Origin of the sequence: Shewanella maritima, from assembly GCF_043643735.1 — a bacterium.
Lineage (GTDB): Bacteria > Pseudomonadota > Gammaproteobacteria > Enterobacterales > Shewanellaceae > Shewanella > Shewanella maritima_A.
Genome location: NZ_JBHZSM010000002.1, coordinates 54498 through 73507, shown reverse-complemented (window position 1 = coordinate 73507; position 19010 = coordinate 54498). Strand labels below are relative to the sequence as shown.

17 protein-coding genes are annotated in these 19010 nt (G+C 42.9%); 12 read left to right on the top strand and 5 right to left on the bottom strand.

The window, feature by feature from the left end:
- Positions 1 to 475 precede the first annotated feature (475 nt).
- Complete coding sequence (locus ACHUGF_RS02490; RefSeq protein ID WP_394129201.1) at positions 476 to 2626, bottom strand: sensor histidine kinase; 2151 nt, start codon at positions 2624 to 2626, stop codon at positions 476 to 478.
- 2 nt (positions 2627 to 2628) lie between these two features.
- Entirely contained in the window at positions 2629 to 4002 is a 1374-nt protein-coding gene (locus ACHUGF_RS02485; protein ID WP_394129200.1) for a sigma-54-dependent transcriptional regulator, read from the bottom strand.
- 302 nt (positions 4003 to 4304) lie between these two features.
- Here ACHUGF_RS02485 and ACHUGF_RS02480 point away from each other — a divergent pair, with 302 nt between their 5' ends.
- The 8 genes from ACHUGF_RS02480 (at position 4305) to mutM (ending at position 11466) form a co-directional block, all read left to right on the top strand.
- Entirely contained in the window at positions 4305 to 5129 is an 825-nt protein-coding gene (locus ACHUGF_RS02480) for an ABC transporter substrate-binding protein (RefSeq protein ID WP_394129199.1), read from the top strand.
- The gene (locus ACHUGF_RS02475; RefSeq protein WP_394129198.1) at positions 5126 to 5833 is read left to right on the top strand and encodes an ABC transporter permease; all 708 of its coding nucleotides are present in this window, start codon (positions 5126 to 5128) and stop codon (positions 5831 to 5833) included. Before ACHUGF_RS02480 ends, ACHUGF_RS02475 begins: the two co-directional genes overlap by 4 nt.
- Complete coding sequence (locus tag ACHUGF_RS02470) at positions 5834 to 6574, top strand: ATP-binding cassette domain-containing protein (RefSeq protein WP_394129197.1); 741 nt, start codon at positions 5834 to 5836, stop codon at positions 6572 to 6574. It begins immediately after the preceding gene.
- On the top strand, positions 6558 to 7148 hold the full coding sequence (gene mobA, locus ACHUGF_RS02465) for a molybdenum cofactor guanylyltransferase MobA (RefSeq protein WP_394129196.1): 591 nt from the start codon (positions 6558 to 6560) through the stop codon (positions 7146 to 7148). The genes ACHUGF_RS02470 and mobA overlap by 17 nt, the downstream gene beginning before the upstream one ends.
- Before the next feature lie 16 nt (positions 7149 to 7164).
- On the top strand, positions 7165 to 8976 hold the full coding sequence (locus tag ACHUGF_RS02460; protein ID WP_394129195.1) for a bifunctional molybdopterin-guanine dinucleotide biosynthesis adaptor protein MobB/molybdopterin molybdotransferase MoeA: 1812 nt from the start codon (positions 7165 to 7167) through the stop codon (positions 8974 to 8976).
- 8 nt (positions 8977 to 8984) lie between these two features.
- Positions 8985 to 9971, top strand: a complete 987-nt coding sequence (gene moaA / locus ACHUGF_RS02455; RefSeq protein WP_394129194.1) for a GTP 3',8-cyclase MoaA — start codon at positions 8985 to 8987, stop codon at positions 9969 to 9971.
- Between the two features lie 158 nt (positions 9972 to 10129).
- Positions 10130 to 10609 carry a hypothetical protein gene (locus ACHUGF_RS02450; RefSeq protein ID WP_394129193.1) on the top strand — a complete coding sequence of 160 codons (480 nt, stop codon included), beginning with the start codon at positions 10130 to 10132 and terminating at the stop codon, positions 10607 to 10609.
- Positions 10610 to 10647: 38 nt separating this feature from the next.
- Complete coding sequence (gene mutM / locus ACHUGF_RS02445; protein ID WP_394129192.1) at positions 10648 to 11466, top strand: bifunctional DNA-formamidopyrimidine glycosylase/DNA-(apurinic or apyrimidinic site) lyase; 819 nt, start codon at positions 10648 to 10650, stop codon at positions 11464 to 11466.
- A gap of 99 nt (positions 11467 to 11565) precedes the next feature.
- Here mutM and coaD read toward each other — a convergent pair whose 3' ends face one another.
- On the bottom strand, positions 11566 to 12036 hold the full coding sequence (gene coaD / locus ACHUGF_RS02440; RefSeq protein WP_394129191.1) for a pantetheine-phosphate adenylyltransferase: 471 nt from the start codon (positions 12034 to 12036) through the stop codon (positions 11566 to 11568).
- Between the two features lie 31 nt (positions 12037 to 12067).
- The gene (gene hldE / locus ACHUGF_RS02435; protein ID WP_394129190.1) at positions 12068 to 13498 is read right to left on the bottom strand and encodes a bifunctional D-glycero-beta-D-manno-heptose-7-phosphate kinase/D-glycero-beta-D-manno-heptose 1-phosphate adenylyltransferase HldE; all 1431 of its coding nucleotides are present in this window, start codon (positions 13496 to 13498) and stop codon (positions 12068 to 12070) included.
- Positions 13499 to 13808: 310 nt separating this feature from the next.
- Here hldE and rfaD point away from each other — a divergent pair, with 310 nt between their 5' ends.
- The 3 genes from rfaD to ACHUGF_RS02420 all read left to right on the top strand — a co-directional run bounded on the left by rfaD (position 13809) and on the right by ACHUGF_RS02420 (position 16434).
- Positions 13809 to 14762 carry an ADP-glyceromanno-heptose 6-epimerase gene (rfaD, locus tag ACHUGF_RS02430; protein WP_394129189.1) on the top strand — a complete coding sequence of 318 codons (954 nt, stop codon included), beginning with the start codon at positions 13809 to 13811 and terminating at the stop codon, positions 14760 to 14762.
- A gap of 181 nt (positions 14763 to 14943) precedes the next feature.
- Complete coding sequence (locus ACHUGF_RS02425) at positions 14944 to 15363, top strand: FAD synthase family protein (RefSeq protein WP_394129188.1); 420 nt, start codon at positions 14944 to 14946, stop codon at positions 15361 to 15363.
- 12 nt (positions 15364 to 15375) lie between these two features.
- Complete coding sequence (locus tag ACHUGF_RS02420; protein ID WP_394129187.1) at positions 15376 to 16434, top strand: iron-containing alcohol dehydrogenase; 1059 nt, start codon at positions 15376 to 15378, stop codon at positions 16432 to 16434.
- 185 nt (positions 16435 to 16619) lie between these two features.
- On the opposite strand, the gene ACHUGF_RS02415 is transcribed toward ACHUGF_RS02420, so the two are convergent.
- Positions 16620 to 17681, bottom strand: a complete 1062-nt coding sequence (locus tag ACHUGF_RS02415) for a CDP-glycerol glycerophosphotransferase family protein (protein ID WP_394129186.1) — start codon at positions 17679 to 17681, stop codon at positions 16620 to 16622.
- 191 nt (positions 17682 to 17872) lie between these two features.
- Between ACHUGF_RS02415 and ACHUGF_RS02410 the strand changes: the two genes are divergently transcribed.
- Entirely contained in the window at positions 17873 to 18979 is a 1107-nt protein-coding gene (locus ACHUGF_RS02410) for a glycosyltransferase family 9 protein (RefSeq protein ID WP_394129185.1), read from the top strand.
- Positions 18980 to 19010 lie beyond the last annotated feature (31 nt).

Sequence of the window (19010 nt, the reverse complement as noted above, 5' to 3'; positions counted from 1 at the left end):
TAATGATTACTATTAACTTGCGTTCCAAAACTCAAGTAGTTAACAACTCATCAGGTTAACTATGCCTCTGAGTTTTACATTAGCACGACATTGCTCACATTCTGTGGCCGGGTTCATCACCCGGCTTTTTTTTGTCTGAAATCCAATTATATCAGCAGTTGGTTGAATATACTCAGAGTAATAAGTCATCATATTACGATGCAAAAAATCACCAGTACCTATGCAAAAAAAGCATAAAATATTACGTACTTGTTATTAAAAAGTTAGTTCCACTATTGACACCTTAATGATAACTGTTATCATTAAGGTGCGTTCCAAGCAAGGGTAAACAAAGTCTCATCATCTTAAGTTACCTCCCTGCGATTTATTATAGTAACACCTAAAAAGCCGGCTTCATCACCCGGCTTTTTTTATGTCTAAAATTTGCTATCAGCGATTCTATTAGTCCAGAAAAATTGATTACAGTGGGCTTGTACTACGATTTTCTAAACTTCGATCGCCCACCAAAATGTATACCTGAATATGGCTGGGAGCTCGATTCGTCTTTGGCTTTATGGAATAACCCAATAGTGAACAACGTGCCTTTACCAAGTGTTGACTCAACTTCAATCGTCCCGCCAATGCGCTTAATAATGCCGTAGCTTAATGATAACCCCAAACCGGTACCATCTTTACGTGTGGTATAAAATGGGTCAAAAATACGACTAAGCTGCTCTTCAGAGATTCCGACGCCTTCATCTTCAATTTCAATTTTAACGCCTTGCAGCTGGCCATTGTCATCCAACCAATCATAACTCCTGATGAAAATGCGCCCTTGATCGCAACTGGCATGTGCAGCATTAACCACAAGATTAATCATCACTTGTAAAATCTGAGGCTGATTAACTTCTACCTCACAGGTTGCCTGTAAATCTTTGATCAACTCGACTTGCTGTTTATTAATAGAATGGCGGACTAGCACCAGCATTTCTTCAACAATTGGCGTGATAGGGTGCATAGCTATAGGTGCATTAAACTCCCCCGGACGGGAGTACTGTAACAAACTGCGGATAATGGTACTTATTCTGCCAACCTGTTGAATAACAATATCAATTTCTTCTTCTACATCTTGAGCTTTGTTACCTAATTCATACTTCAGCAACTCCATATTACCAAGGATCACCGCTGTTGGATTATTGATCTCATGGGCAATACCTGCAGTAAGCTCACCCAATGCAGTCAGCTTTTCATTGGTCACCAGTTGCTGTCGTGTCTCATTCAGCAGGGCCACGTTTTTTTGCAACTCTTCCGTTTTCGTTTTTAGGCTATGGGTGCGCTGCTCGACTTTGACTTCTAACTGTTCAGCCGCTGCTTGAATTTGGCTATTGCGTTGCTGCAATAAGTCGAGCATTCGGTCAAACTGCTCCGCTAAATCATACAGCTCATTTTCACTTTCTAAACCTAACTCCCCAATCCTGACATTACGACCAGATTGAACGGCTTTTACTACATGATGAATTTGTTCTATCGGCTGTAACAAGCTATAAGCTCCCCGATACACTAACAAGCCAGAAATCAATAACACCAACATCAAGATCGTGCCGAGCTCGATGATGTTAAGTAAATAGTTATGGATAAAGGGCGACTCTGAAAAGCCGGTGTAAATCATACCAACCCTTTGGCCGCGAATATCTTCAATAGGCGAGTAGGCAGATATAAACCAATCATTGAGTACAAACGCTCTATCAATCCAATTCTCACCATCTATCAATACTTTTTTGCGTACCTCATCAGATACCAAGGTTCCGACTGCACGTTCAAACTCATCACCACTCTTACCGATTTCATTGAGAGGGACGTTGGTACTGATCCTTGCATCATCCAAAAATATCGTCACGGTACCAATAGAACGCTCAGGTAAAGTGCCGTCAGCGTAGACTAAGTCACGGATATAATCGACTATTTCAGTATTGTGATTAATTAAAATACCACTGTCTAAGTACCACACGACGTTACCGTTAACATCCATTATCGGTAATACTGTTCGGCTGACTAAACCACGACTTTCAACTTTTTTGATTGGAGATTGTGCTCGCATTGTTGCCGTTAAAGGCACTACCGCTCGCTCAGCTAGTTCAACATCAATCCGTGCCAGCTTCTGTGCAGATAGTGTAATAATCGCTGAATAAGGTTGTCCCCCTTGAACATTGGGTAACATCAAGCGTAAATCAGGATCGGCCGCTGCTTCGGTAATGTTCAATATTCTGAGAAAATCTAAGTTATATTGCTCAGCTTGGCTATCTAACAGTTGGTTCATCAAGGTTTGAGTTTGAGTTTGCTGTTGCCGGTTACTATTACTTAGCTGGGTAAACGAGGTATGAAAGTCCCAAGAATGGCTAATATTGATCAATTGCTGCTTTTGCCCTTCTTGCACCTGCATCAGGGTATTATTAGCGACAGCAAGGTCAGCCTTTACCTTCATAAACAGCTGCTGACCTGTGTAACTAATATTCCAGTAGATAGTGATAAACACTAGGCTGACTAGCGTCATCAAAATGGGCAAAAGTGTCAAAACCAATAGGCGGTAGCGTACTTTGGCTCGCATTTGTTGCCATGTGATCCCGAAAAGGCTTTGAAACAACGACATAGTTACACTTCCTTGTCTTCATCAGGGCTGCTAATTTCAGCCCATTCCTTATATTTGCGGTCTAACGTCTTTCGTGAAACCCCCAAGTCTCTGGCTGCTGCTGACTTATTGCCTCCATGAGCATCAACAACTTGCATAACATGATGCTTCTCCACTGACTTTAATGGCCATTCAAGTGGATACCCCATGGATTCAGGCTCTGGCTCAGCGACATCAACTTTCCAGTATTCTGCAGGTGGTTTGCCTAACAAAATACAGCGTTCAATCATATTGCGTAACTCGCGAATGTTGCCTGGCCATTGATGCTGCTGCAACACTTGCAAATCATCATGACTCCAAATGATTTCTTTTATGCCCATTTCTCGTGAAATCTGCATAGTAAAGTAGTGAGTTAACTCAACAATGTCTTCCGCTCTTGCACGCAGAGGTGGGATAAGAATATTCAATACATTGAGACGGTAAAATAAGTCTCGTCTAAAGTGTCCAGCTTCAACTTCATCCTCAAGCGTTCGGTTGGTAGCTGCCACAATACGTACATCAATGGCGACCTCTTTTTCACTACCCACTGGACGAATAGCACGCTGCTCCAACACCCTAAGTAATGCTGTTTGCATGTTCATTGGCATTTCACCAATTTCATCAAGGAAAATTGTTCCGCCTGATGCGAAACTAAATAAGCCTTCACGGCTGCCTTTTGCACCGGTAAATGAGCCTGCTGTGTGACCAAATAATTCACTGCCTAATAACTCAGGGGCAATAGCACCACAGTTGACAGGTACAAAGGGGCCCGTTCGCTCACTGAGTTGGTGTAATTGACGTGCCACTAGCTCTTTACCTGTACCGGATTCACCTTCAATAAGTACAACCGCATTCGTTGGGGCAACTCGCTCTATGACTTGTTTCACTTCCATCATGGATTCACTACGACCAATAATCGTAGATGCTTTGCCGTGCGAAAGTTCTCGGCGTAGCATGAAGTTCTCACGCTTTAGCAAGCGTCGCTCAATACAACGGTCAACCGCTGTCATCATTTGTTCAAGGTGAAACGGCTTCATGATGAAATCAGATGCACCAGCCCTTAACGCTTTAATCGCTACATCCATATCGGCATAACCCGTCATGAAAATAATATCTGACTGCCTGTCAGGATCATCCAATGCCTCGTGCCATTCAATCCCTGAGCGGTCTGGCAATCGGATGTCTACAATCAATAAATCAAAGTGCCCCTGACTGCGAATTTGCTCAGCCTGAGTAATGGTGGATGCTGTTTCAACTAGGGCAAACTTCTTTGAAAGCGCTTTATTCAAAAAGCTACGCATACCGGGTTCATCATCAACAATGAGAACTGACATACCTGTAGGGAACGAATTATTCATTTACACTCTCTCTTGATTGCTAGAAGGACAAATTGTCTCTCTTTTCACAATTTTTCGGTGATTTTCTGATGCATTTGGTCAGGATGTCCAATTGTATCTTGAGCTGAGACAATTTGTCCGGCTAAATTTACAATTACGTGAGATCAAGTTCACAAATTCATTTTTGACCGTGATACTAAACTTTTAAATATAAAGATGGCATCACAATTGCTTGTACGGTGTGTTCATTTAAATAGAAACGACTTATATGGCAAGTTTGCCACTTTTTCATTCAAATATGTTCTCATCATCATGGAGCGACAATGTTAAAAATAAAATCACGTGTAGCAGTAGTCATGGCAGCCTCTTTAGTAACAAGTTTGGCAATGAGTTCGGCAGCTATGGCAGAGCAAGTGGTTAAATTAGCGACCACGACAAGTACTGAAAACTCAGGATTATTGAAAGCGATATTGCCAACGTTCGAGAAAAATTCTGGCTACAGTGTACAAGTCATCGCGACGGGTACAGGTAAAGCACTGAAGCTTGCTAAGCAAGGTGACGTTGATGTGGTTATGACTCACGCTCCTGCTGCTGAGGCGAAATTTGTAGCCGAAGGCTATGGTATTGAGCCTCGCGGTATAATGGAAAACGATTTTGTGATCTTAGGCCCTAAATCAGATCCTGCAAATGCTAAGTCAAGCGAGAATGTTAATCAAGCATTTGCTAACATAGCATCTAAGCCAAGTATTTTCATCTCTCGTGGTGATAACTCTGGTACGAATATGAAAGAGTTAGCTATTTGGAAAGAAGCAAACGTAGCAACTGACTTTAAGGGCTACACATCGGTAGGCCAAGGTATGGGCAAAACATTGCTAATGACAGATGAACTGCAAGGTTACACCCTAACTGACCGCGGTACCTATGTTGCTTTCAAGGCTAACTTAGATTTAGCGATTGCATTTGAAGGTGGTGAGGCGCTAGCTAATCCATATCAAATTGTACTTATTAACCCAAAAAAATACCCTGAGTTAAACCATAAGGGTGCGCGCGCATTAAGTGATTGGCTAATTAGCCCTGAAGCGCAGACTATGATTAACAACTTTAAAGTTCAGGGAGAACAATTGTTTAAGGCTACTTATAAAGAATGAGTGAAGGCTGGTTAGTTCTACTGCAGCAAGCGATAAGCTTGCTGCTTTCATTTGACCCAGACGTTTGGTCAATCATTAATGTCTCTTTTACTGTCTCGTTTGCAGCACTATTGATCACCTTAATTCCATCAATGATGCTAGGCTTTATTTTAGCTTTCACTAATTTCCCAGGCCGTTGGATTGTCACCAATCTAGTACAAACATTACAATCAATTCCAACCGTTGTAATTGGCTTACTGGTTTATTTGTTATTAACTCGCAATGGTTTTATGGGCGATTTACGCTGGCTATTCACTCAAAAGGGCATGATTTTTGGTCAAATGCTAATTTGTGCTCCAGTATTAATTGCGTTATCGCAAGCCGCTTTTGCCAGTGTTGATCGCCGAGCATGGGAAACCTCTCGTACCTTAGGCGCCTCATGGTTTCGAGCAGTGTGGACATTATGCCGAGAATTAAGAGGGCCTTTACTGCTGGCAATCATTGCCGCATTTAGTCGTATTTTGACCGAAGTAGGCTGTTCGATGATGGTGGGGGGTAACATTATGCATATGACCCGTAACATCCCTACTGCCATCGCTTTAGAAACCAGTAAAGGCGATTTTGCTCAAGCTATCGCTCTGGGGTTGGTGTTGTTAATCCTAGCATTAATACTCAATTTCACTATCGGTACTTTACGTGGAAAAGCCATGCCGAGGAGCCATTAAATGAAATCAGAACAACCGATTACAGCCCAAATTACGGCAACTGATATCAGTATGAGCTTTGAAGAGAAGTTACTATTTACTGTGCCGAAGTTACGCTTCGCCCAGGGTGATGTAATTTACCTTCAAGGCGATAATGGCACAGGCAAGTCAACACTCATGAAGCTGCTCGCAGGCTTCATGAAACCCAGCTCTGGCACTATATCATCCCAAGGTTTTACAAAAGATGCTTGGTGGAAAAAAGCGAGTTTATTGGGTAAGGCAGTTTATCTGCACCAGCACCCATATTTATTTGATGGTTCAGTAAAATATAATCTTGAATATGCCGCATCAAGCTGCACATTGCCCCAAGAAGAGCTTCAACAAAGAATTACCAAAGCTATCGATATGGCACAACTTGGCCATTTACTAAAAAGTAATGCCAGTGACCTTTCCGGCGGCGAGCGTCAACGTTTAGCCGTGGCGCGTGTATGGATTACCCGCCCTAAACTGTTGATGTTAGATGAACCCATTTCCAATATGGACAAACAATCTCAAAAGCTAGTATTGGCAATGATCAATCAATTAAAACAAGAAGGCACAGGCCTACTCATCAGCAGTCACCAAACCTGTGGTTTAACAGCCTTATGCCAGCAACATTGGCACATCAGTCATAACCGCATTCAACTAAGCGATCACGTGCCTCATTCTAGTCATCGCCAACAGCCAATTCATTCGGAGTTGCAATATGTCAGCGCAAATTGAAGCCGTTATATTAGCGGGAGGAATGGCTCGTCGTATGGGCGGCCAAGATAAAGGTCTGGTAGAACTTAATGCTAAACCTATGATCCAACACACCATAGACCGTCTGCAACCTAGCGTGGCAAATATCATTATTAATGCCAATCGCAATCAAGACATATATGCCAAGCTCGGTTTTGAGGTGGTAAGCGATCAAGATAGTGGCTATTTAGGCCCATTAGCAGGCATGATTACCGCATTGAGCCAAACCCAAGCAGACTATTTACTTGTAGTGCCATGTGATTGCCCATTACTGCCAACAGATTTAGCTCCAAGAATGTTAGCTTGCCTTGAAGACAATCAAGCCGATTTAGTCGTAGCCAGTGACGGCAAGCGCGAACAACCCGTGGTATTACTGCTTAAGCCGCATCTACATGACTCGATGAAAGCATTTTTAGATGCTGGTGAGCGTAAAATTGATTTTTGGTACGCTCAGCACAAGTGTGCAGTGGCAGAGTTTAGCGATCAACCTAATGCCTTTGTCAACGTTAATACCCCTGAACAGAAACAACAACTTGCTGCAGAAATTGCGCAGTAATTAGTAGAGGTTAAATATGAGTGTTCCGTTTTCTAACCCACTTCCAGTACCTGTTTTAGGTTTTTGTGCATATAGCGGCACAGGGAAAACGACCCTATTAAAACAACTGATCCCCGAATTAAATCGTCGTGGCCTTCGCCTTGCGGTGATCAAGCATGCTCATCACAATTTTGATGTCGATATTCCTGGCAAAGACAGCTATGAAATGCGTAAAGCTGGCGCGAGACAAATGCTGGTGGCTTCACATGTGCGCTGGGCATTAATGACGGAAGACCCTGTTGGCCATGATCCAAAACTGGATCATCTTTTACGCCAGATTGAAGCAGACAAAGTTGATATTGTATTAGTGGAAGGTTTTAAGAAGCTCACGCTACCGAAAATAGAGCTTCACCGCGCCTCGCATGGTAAGCCATTAATCCACACCCATGATGAAAACATCGTGGCGATTGCATGTTGTGATGACACTCAAACACCCGATGAACTAACCCGTTTAGATTTAAACAATGTCTCGCAAATTGCAGACTTTGTTGTGCAGTATCAACAAGACTGGCAACAACCCACGGCTCAGCTGCCAATCTCAGTTCCCGCAGTGTTGGACAGCAACGAAGAATATCAGCAAGGCTTGAGCGTATCGCAAGGTGTGACTTATGTATTAGATCAAATCAACGCTAGCCTAGACACAGAGTTATGCCAGCTTGATGGTTTAGATAACCGCGTTTTAGCGCAAGATGTTATTTCACCGGTGAATGTACCACAGCAAACTAATTCAGCGATGGATGGTGTGGCTTTTGCTCACGCAAGCGTCGATGGCAGTGACCTCACTATTGTGGGTGAAGTACTTGCAGGCCATGAATATGGCAAGACATTACAAGCAGGTGAAGCCGTCCGCATCATGACAGGCGCACCAGTACCTCAAGGCGCTGATACTATCCAACCTCGTGAACTGACCCAAGAGCAAGATGGCAAAATCACGCTAATGGAAACTGACAGCATTCAGACTGGACAACATGTTCGTCTGGCTGGTGAAGATATCGCTAAAGATGCTGTGGCACTCAAAGCTGGCACTCGCATGTCAGCAGCACATGTTGGCTTAATGGCTTCGCTAGGGTTAACCCATGCCCAAGTCGTGAAAGCACCGACTATTGCCGTATTCTCTACAGGTGATGAAGTTAGTCAACCGGGTGAGCCATTGCAAGCAAACTGCATCTATGACTCAAACCGCTACACCATTAAAGCCATGGCGAAGAAGCTCGGCTGCCATGTGATAGATTTGGGCATCATTGAAGATAGCGAAGATGCGCTAATGGCCACGCTTACTCAAGCCAGTGAACAAGCGGATATTGTCATCAGCTCTGGTGGCGTATCGGTTGGCAATGCTGATTACATCAAAACAGCATTAGCGAAACTCGGCGCGATTAACTTCTGGCGTATTAATATGCGCCCTGGGCGACCTCTGGCCGTCGGCAAACTCAACAACAGCATGTTCTTTGGTTTACCAGGTAATCCTGTTGCGGTCATGGTGTCATTTATGCAGTTTGTACAACCAGCACTGCGTAAACTGGCTGGTGAGCAACAATGGCAACCAACATTCTTGCCAGCAATTGCTGATGAGAATTTACGCAGCCGACAAGGTCGTACTGAATTTTTACGCGGTATTTATCATGTGGGTAACGACGGAAAGCTGCATGTAAAATCTACCGGAGCACAAGGCTCAGGTATGCTTAACTCTATGGTACAAGGGAACTGTTTAATTGTGATTGGCGAGCAGCCCAACGCTGTACCTGCCGGTGACACGGTTTATATTCAGCCTTTTTCTGACATCCTTTAAGGTTATATATGAGTCAAATCATCGACCAATTTAATCGCAGCGTAGAGTACTTACGCTTGTCGGTCACTGACCGATGCGACTTTCGCTGCGTCTATTGCATGAGTGAAGACCCTGAGTTTTTACCACGAGATCATGTACTGAGCCTGGAAGAGTTATCTTGGATTGCCCAAGCATTCACTGAAATGGGTGTGAAAAAAATCCGCCTAACAGGTGGTGAACCTCTAGTACGCAGCGATTGCGACCATTTAGTCGCTTCTTTAGGCAAGCTACCTGGCTTAGAAGACTTATCCATGACCACTAATGGTTCACGCTTAAGTAAACTAGCCCAGCCATTATTTGACAGTGGGCTTAAGCGTCTCAACATTAGCTTAGACACCTTGAACCCTGAGTTATTTACCCAACTCACACGTAACGGCAAACTCGAGCGAGTTGTTGCTGGCATTGATGCCGCGATTGCAGCAGGCTTTACCAAAATAAAAATCAATGCTGTGATTTTGCGCGGACAAAACGACCATGAAGTGATTGATTTAGTCAATTTCTGCCGTGAACGTAATCTAGATATTGCCTTCATTGAAGAAATGCCACTCGGCGTGATGGACGAGCGCAAACAAAGCCGCCATTGTTCTAGTGCCGAGGTGCGAGAAATTATCGAGCAAGCATATACACTGGTGCCATCCAGCAAGCGCACTGGTGGGCCTGCACGCTATTACCAAATGCCGGACAGCCAAACCCATATTGGTTTCATCTCACCGCACAGCAATAACTTCTGCCACGAGTGTAATCGCGTTCGCGTAACCGTTGAAGGTCGTCTGCTACTGTGTTTAGGCAACGAGAACTCAGTGGACTTAAAGACTATTGTGCGTGAACACCCAGGTGATATCGACAAGTTGAAACAAGCCATTCTCGAAGGGATCAAGCGCAAGCCAAAAGAGCATCATTTTGGTAAAACTGATGAAGTACAAGTATTGCGCTTTATGAATGCCACCGGAGGCTAACGGGTCATCTAGGCCAATGGCTCGCTGACCAATTCGAATTCAACTCAGTTGGTGATACACTGCATTTATTGGTACTGGCCTGTTGTTCTTTGTTGATAAACAGGCCCTAGTTAAATGCTGTGTCAAATTCCGCATCCATAATCGATGCTGGTTAAACCTTGAGTGAGAACACAATGGCTTTGTCGCGAAAAAAATGGAATAGCATTATTATCATCGCTAGTTTATTAATGATTGGTACCCTGTCATTATTAGACAACCAAACCCAATCACTACCTGAAGACGTACTTCCGTTATTTAACGACGACACTCCCCTTGCACAGCTTCAACTTCAGCAAGATAACCGTACACTTTGGTTACGCCAACTTAACGGCCAGTGGCAGTGCGAAACCACTGTATTAAATTGTGATCAATGGGCTTCAGCATGGCAACAAATTAAAGTGTCTTTGCTTGAAAGCGTCGAAGAGATTAATGACCAATCGATAAGTATTACGATTAAAACCACCAATAATAACCAAGCGCTGCAGTGGCAATATTACCCTAAAATGGGTTTATTACAGTCGAGCGCGAATAATTGGTACCACATCCCACCTTCCTTGCGATCTCACTTACTGCCCGTTGTGGATGCCAATATTCAATAAATTTTATTCAGATTTGCCGCAAAAGGACATTTCACTCCATGCCAGAACTACCTGAAGTCGAAGTCACCCGCCAAGGTATTGCACCGCATTTAAGCCAACAAAAAGTCAAAAAGTTAATTGTACGCAATCCCTCTTTACGTTGGCCTGTACCTGATATTTGCCACAATATTGAAGGGCAAGTCATTCGAGCCATTAGGCGAAGAGCAAAGTATTTATTGCTTGATACCGAAGCAGGCGTAACCATTGTGCACCTAGGTATGTCAGGGAGTTTACGAATTTTGGCCAGTGACACGCCGCCAGAAAAACATGACCACATTGACCTCGTTCTCGATAATGGTCAAATGTTGAGATTCAACGACCCTCGACGGTTTGGCGCATGGCTTTGGCACGAACTCCCTGAACTGACACACCCATTACTTAGCAAATTAGGCCCAGAACCATTGAGTGATGATTTTGATGCCGTTCATTTAGTGCAAGCACTCAACAACAAAACCAAAGCCATCAAATTGTGCTTGATGGATAATCATATTGTTGTTGGTGTAGGTAACATTTATGCCAATGAAGCCTTATTCGCAGCCGGCATTCATCCTCAGACGGCTGCTGGTAAATTGAGTCACGAACAACTGCTGCAGCTCGTTGTCCATGTGAAACGCATTTTGGCTAATGCAATTAAACAAGGTGGTACCACCTTAAAAGACTTTACCAATGCCGACGGTAAACCGGGATATTTTGCCCAAAAATTACATGTGTATGGCCGCGGCGGCGAAACTTGTACTCAATGCGGCAATTTATTAAGTGAAATAAAACTGGGTCAGCGGGCAACAGTATTTTGTGGCCTATGCCAAGCTAAGCAATAGACACTTGGTCAACAGCAGGTATGCGCTGTTAATACTGCTAAAGCACAAAAAAACGAGCTTAAAGCTCGTTTTTTTGTTATCTCATTCCCTTGTGGAAAATTATTTATTTAGCGCATCCGCTACCACAGGGTGAACGAATTGACTCACGTCACCGCCGTGTAGAGCAACTTCTTTCACCAAAGATGATGAGATAAACGAGTTTTCTTCAGCAGGCGTGAGAAATACACTCTCAAGATCAGGGCTTAATCTTCTATTCATATTGGCAAGTTGAAATTCATATTCAAAATCGGATACAGCACGTAAACCACGTACAAGCACGCTGGCATCTTGCTCTTTAGCAAAATCAACCAATAGCCCACTGAACCCCACAACCTCAACATTATCTAAGTGCTGAGTAACCGTAGTAAGTAGCGCCACACGTTCATCCAAAGTAAACCTAGGTTTTTTAGATGGGTTAGCGGCAATGGCAACCACCACATGCTTAAACAATTTTGCAGCACGTTCAATTAGATCCACATGACCGTTAGTCACTGGATCAAACGTACCTGGGTAAATAGCTCGTCTATGCATCGCGCAATATTTCCTTTATACCAATACTAGCTTAGTTATTAGCCATGATGTTTTCGATGATTTTAGTGGTTGAGATACCATCTTCAAAACACAGCACTTTAACCACGCCACCAGCAGCAATCACTTCTTTACCACCCGCTATCTCTTCAATTTTGTAGTCACCACCTTTTACCAATAAGTCAGGTAACAACTTAGCAATGACACGTTGCGGTGTATCTTCAGTAAATGGCACCACCCAATCTACAGCGCCTAAACCAGCAAGCACTGCCATACGGCGGTCAACAGGGTTAACTGGGCGGCCCTCGCCTTTTAAGCGTCTAACTGAATCGTCATCATTTACTGCAACAATTAAACGGTCACCCTGCGCACGTGCTTCTTGTAAGTAACTGACGTGACCGGCATGCAAAATATCAAAACAACCATTGGTCATGACTACACGTTCACCGCGTAGTTTTGCTTGTTCAAGTGCATAGACAAGCTGATCTTCAGATACAACACCAAAGCCCATTTCACCTTGGTGTTGTGACAAGGCTTCGCTCAACTCAATACGGCTAACCGTAGATGTACCCAACTTAGCAACCACAATACCTGCAGCAGTGTTCGCAATCGCACAAGCCTCAGCGAGATCACTACCAGCAGCGATAGACGTCGCAAGCGCTGAAATGACAGTATCGCCAGCACCGGTTACATCATGCACTTCACGCGCCACTGTCGGAATATGTAATTCATCTCGATCTGCAGTAATCAAGGTCATGCCCTTTTCACTGCGTGTGACTAGCAAGGCTTCCAGATCAAACTCTTGCAATAACTTATGTGCCTTTTCAACTAAGTCGGCTTCACTGGTTACCTTGCCCGCGACTAATTCAAACTCAAGCATATTTGGCGTTAACAAGGTTGCGCCACGGTAGCGGGAGAAATCACTGCCTTTTGGGTCAACCAACACTTTTACACCGTGCTTTTTCGCATCGGCAATAAAGTCACCACAATCAGACAGTGCACCTTTAGCATAATCAGACAAAATCACCACATCGACATCGGGCAGTAATTTGGTTGCATGGGCAATTAATGCTTGGCTTTCAGCTTCTGGGTAAGGTTCTTCAAAATCCAGACGTATCAATTGTTGATTACGAGACATCACGCGCAATTTAGTGATCGTCGGTTTATCGGCCACCTTATGCCACTGCGGCTCAACGCCTAAGGCTTGAATACCGTTGGTCAGCGCATCTGCATTCTCATCTTCACCCACAATACCCGCTAATGACACTTGGCCACCTAAGGTTGCAATATTCAAAGCAACGTTGGCTGCACCACCAGGGCGGTCTTCATTCTGATTAATACGCACCACAGGTACAGGGGCTTCAGGTGAAATTCGTCCAGTTGGGCCGGTCCAGTATCTGTCTAACATGACATCACCGACAACTAACACTTTGGCTTTTTCAAATGCGGGTAAAGTTACCTTCATAACGCTCTATCTTTTGCTGAAAATGAAACACTAATTGTACCTAATTTTATCGATGGCTGTTACTTTTGACGTAATTTATTAGCACTCAAGACCCCAAAGTTAGCAGAACCCAAACAAGTCGATGCCAAATTCTGCTAGAAAACAACTTCATTTGTGCACTTTTATTCGCTTCCCAGTCTGTTGGTATCAATTTACATCAAAACTTCTTGGCATAGGTTTAGACACTTTGCCTTATGAGTGAGATAATCACTATATTCTGTTTTCAACATGCAATAATCTATTTTTATTGCCACACGATTTGGACAAAAACATGATAGTAGTGACTGGTGCAGCAGGTTTTATCGGAAGTAACCTGGTAAAAAAACTTAATGACATGGGTCGCAATGACATCATTGCTGTAGATGACCTAACAGACGGCACAAAGATGTTTAATCTTGCTGATTGTGAAATTGCTGATTATCTCGATAAAGATCAGTTTTTAGATGCCATTAAAGGTGGTCAATTCGATGGCAAGCTAGACGTTATTTTCCATCAAGGTGCTTGCTCATCTACCACAGAGTGGGATGGTAAGTTCATGATGAGTAATAACTTTGAATACTCCAAAACGCTTTTGCATTTTTGTGAACGTACAAAGTGTCAGTTCATTTACGCCTCTTCTGCTTCAGTGTACGGTGGTAGCGAACAATTTATTGAGCAACGTGAATATGAAAAACCATTAAACGTTTATGCTTATTCAAAGTTCCTTTTTGACCAATATGTACGCCAACAAAACACCAGCTGCCAAGTCGCAGGCCTGCGTTACTTCAACGTGTATGGTCCACGTGAGCAGCACAAAGGTGGCATGGCGAGTGTGGCTTTCCATTTCAATAACCAAATCAAAGACAATCAAATTTGTCGATTGTTCGAAGGCGTTGATGGCTATGAAAACGGCATGCAATTGCGTGATTTCGTGTACGTGGAAGATGTGGTTAAAGTGAATATTTGGCTTTGGCAAAACCCAACTGTTTCAGGTATTTTCAACTGCGGAACAGGTCAAGCACAGAGCTTCAAAGACGTTGCGAATGCCGTGATCAACTACCATGGTGAAGGCACGATTGAATACATTCCTTTCCCAGATAAATTAAAAGGTGCTTATCAAAGCTATACCCAAGCTGATCTCACTCAACTTAAAGCAGCAGGTTATACCGACGCGTTCAAGACTGTTGAACAAGCTGTGCCTGAGTACCTTGGCTGGTTAGCAAAACAGCACTTTATTGGGCAGTAGTCAGCGACTTTATTTACAATGTAAAAGCGCGCGCAACTTCAACAGTGCTCGCGCTTTTAAGTATTTAATGACAATCTAGCTTTAGGTTTTTTCGCCTAAGTTTTACAGACAAGGCCGCAATGCTTTATCAGCAAAAATACGCTAAGATTGTCGCCTTAATTTTCAATGTAATTGGTAAATCATGTCAAAAAAAGTATTAGTAGTCGGTGTATTCGATCTGTTTCATCGTGGTCATGTCGAGTTTTTACAGAAAGCCGCGAAATTTGGTGATGAGTTAATCATTTTAATCAATGGCGATGAGATGACTGAGAAATACAAACGACGCCCTATTTATTCTGAACAAGATCGCGCAGCTATTCTCTCAGCAATGTCTTGCGTAACAAGCGTTGAAGTGACCAATAGTTTTGACGTGAAGCCAATTATTGAAAAATATGATATCAATGTGATTGCTCACGGTGACGATTGGGAACATCAATCATACCTTGAACAAATACGTTGTACTGAAGCGTACCTTGAGAGCCGCGGCATCGAAATGGCATACACTCAATATCACGCACAAGTCAGCACAAGCGATCTTATTAAGAAAATTCAGGGCTTATAATTGCAAAACCTCATGGGCAAGCTTACAACACGTCATTTAGAATTCCCTGCACAGTTGCATGTGTTCCCGGGCGCCGTGTCACAGTCTGATTACCTCAATACACAGGTAGTCCATAAGCGCGTTTTACTTGCTATTGATGATGGTGTGAGACCCTTAGCGGAGCAAATGCTAAGCCACTTAACCTCGCACCAAAACTGCACATTGCATATTGTTGAACTCGCTAACCAGCAAAACGTTAGCATGGCCGATATCATTTGTGCCAAACACCAAATCGAAGTGGTCATTGCATTCGGTGGCGGTAAGGTACTCGATGTGTGTAAGCGATTAGCAACCATGAGAAGCCTTGAGCTAGTAGTTATCCCAACGGCCCTATCCAGTGACTGTATTTCATCTCCGGTGGCCGTGATCACCGATGATAGTGGTTTGAAGCAGAGCCTGCCTGCAGCTATCCCTAACTATATTATTGTTGATACAAGCATTTGTATTAATGCGCCTAAAAGGCTGACTCAAGCCGGTGTTGGTGATTTATTATCCAATTACTCTGCATTACTTGATATGCAGTACAGTGAAGCTCAGCAACCTTTTGATGGGTTTTCATTTTTACTTGCTAAGTCAGCAGCGAACGAAGTGTTAGCGATGAATGATGCTTCGTTAGAGAATGTTACCTTTATTGGACACCTTGCCGAAGGGCTGATTTTATCTGGATTAGCAATGGGCTTTTCTGGCGACTCAAGACCTTGTTCAGGGGCAGAACACCTCATCAGCCACGCTTTGGATTATTTAAAGCTGGGAACAGGACTACACGGTGAACAAGTGGCTATGGCAACGCGCTATTGCTTCTTCTTACGACAAGCATTGGACCTACCGACATTTGAACCACAAGTGCTAACTCTGATGGATAACATTGGCATTCACAGCACACCGCAGCAACTTAACATCAGCCAAACTGAGTTTTTTGAAGCGCTAAAAATTGCACCGACTATGCGTAAAGGCAGAATCACTTTCTTAGAAACACTCGATTCAATACCCGTTGAGACGTTAAAACAAGCCTATCAAGACGCCTTTAATTAAACAGCAGTTGCCGTTAATCTGATTAGTAAAAACGATTTAGCTTTGTATTGGCGTGCAAAAAAGTCGACTCTATATACTTTGATGAAATAGAGGAAATCCCAATGGTTCACTGGGCAAAGTATGCTTATGTTCTTATGTTCTTATGTTAAATGTTGAATGTTTCAACCAGCCCACGCAGATATTAGCTATTCAGCTAATAAATAATCCACAATTCGACGGCTGCATTGCCCATCAACGATCCCCGCTAACTCTTCAGTATATTTTTGTCGTTGCGCAGCAAAAGAATCAGGCTCTGCCAATTGATGCTCAATGACAGCTTTGAGCGCTTTGGGCTTCTCGGCATGAGCTGCCACATCAGCATAGCGATATAGATCTGTATCCATTCGCTTTTTAAAGCGAAACTTAAAGATACCGCGATAGCTCCAGCGTAAATGATAAAAATCACACCACACAACCGGTTTATCTAAAGCTGCAAACTCGAACAAAGCAGAAGACGCATCACTCACTAACACATCCGCCGTCGCCATAAATGGCAGTAAATTGATATGTTCAGTTGGCGCAAGGTATACATTGTCAAATGTTGACCAGTATTCCAGTAGTTGCTTTTGCTTACGATAACTTGGCTTGGTTAACGAAAAGTAGTGCGGCTTTAAAATGATATTGTAATCACTAAAATCATTTGGCCATTGCTTATCCATGCTTTCAATACTGCTAGGATAAAATGTTGGGGCATAAAGAATGGTTTTTTTATCCGCAGATAACCCAAGCGCGGGTAAATCAAGACCTTGCTCAGTACCCTGAACGATAGGGTCGAGTTTAGCGTACCCCGTATCAACAAACTCTTTCTGTGGGTACATCTGTTGCAATCGATTCAGACGATACTGGCCTTCCACAAAGCGCACTTCAATATCAGACTTTGAAACGGTGTAATAAATCGCTTTCGGGCCAATACCGTGTTCCATCAATGCGGTACGGCTAACACCAACTAGCTTTTTAGCTTCATGAAATGCGTTGCCAAAGATCACCCACTTGGCTTTGAGTTCAAGATAAATAGATAAGGCTTGAGTTTCATCATCAACCCAAGTTACTTCTAAACAGTTTTGTTCAACAATGAAATCGAGTGCAGCTTGCTGTGCGCTATTGCGATAAATGACAAAATGGACTTTTTCACCACGAGACTGCAACTCAACCATGACGGGTAAGTATTGAGGTAAATAGTATGGGTGCAAGACATCAAAACAAATCACAGTTGCTTAGCCTCTAATTGTTGATGGACCATTGAGTAACAGTTTGTAATCGCGAGATGATAACATACCTTTAAAGCCAAGAAATCCCAAGCAAAGTGATCATCAAGGCATTTATTCGATTTGGTTAATTTAAATAGTACCCATTAACATGTATTATTCAATGCAAAATATCCAGCGCAAAGCCCAATAATATGTCAATAATCTCTCACTCGCAGCTGCAACAATGCAAACGCATGCTATTTGTTTCACCTGTCGCTTTAGGTGACTTCTTATACCTAAAAACATTCTTAGCTGCGGTAAAAGCGAGATATCCACATATTGAATTGGATCTGTGGCTAGATGATAACCGTTGTAATCAAGATAGCTGGCGGTTATCACGCAGCAAAATTTTACAACAATGGATGCAAGCTGAAGATACTTTTACACAGACCTTTGGTTGTACTGATTCAACACAAGCAATGTCCAAGCAAGTTGACCAAGCAAAGACGCGCCAATACGACATGGTTGTTTGTCATTCGGTCAGTAAAAGCAAACAGTTTTCAAAAATGGCAAGACAGATATGCCCTAATGGCTTAGTCGTCTCAAGTATTCCGAAGTCAGCATCTGCTGGTATCTTCAATGCACTTTTGTTTCGTCACTCTAATCATACTTATGTATTGAATGAGGCTGACTTAGATAAAAATCATCATATTACTGATAGGTACAACCTCATTTTCAATCGAATTTTTGGTATTGAGCTCAATAAAGACCAGCTCATGCCAAATATGGTGATACCCAATGAGATAACACCTATCACAGCACAATGGTTAGATAGTGCTTTTACCGATTCAAAAGAAGGGAAGTTGATATTTTTAAACCATTTATCAACCAATACCAAAAAAGATTGGCATATTGACCAGCTGTTTGAATTGATCAGTAACATTGCTGAGCAGCAACCAAATAACCGCTTTATCATCAATGTCACCAAAGAGAACTACCAAACTGTGCTAGAGCAGACCAACCAATTTGCACAAGCGAGCTCAATCCGTGTAGCCGTATTTACAGTCAATGAACATTTCTTTGAACTCCCCTCATTGATAGCCAAAGCTGATTTTGTCATTACTGTAGATACTGCGATTTTACATTTTGCTTTTGCCGCACATCGTCCACTACTTGCGATGATGCGAACCAAGAAACCTTACTGGGCACCACCAAGCACACCACAATCGAAGGTGTTATATGCTACTGAAGGCAAAGGTTATGTCTCTGACATTTCAGTTGATTTGGTATACCAGCAGTATCTAGAAATGAATAATTAATTATTTGTATAACTTCCCTCAAAAGGGAGTT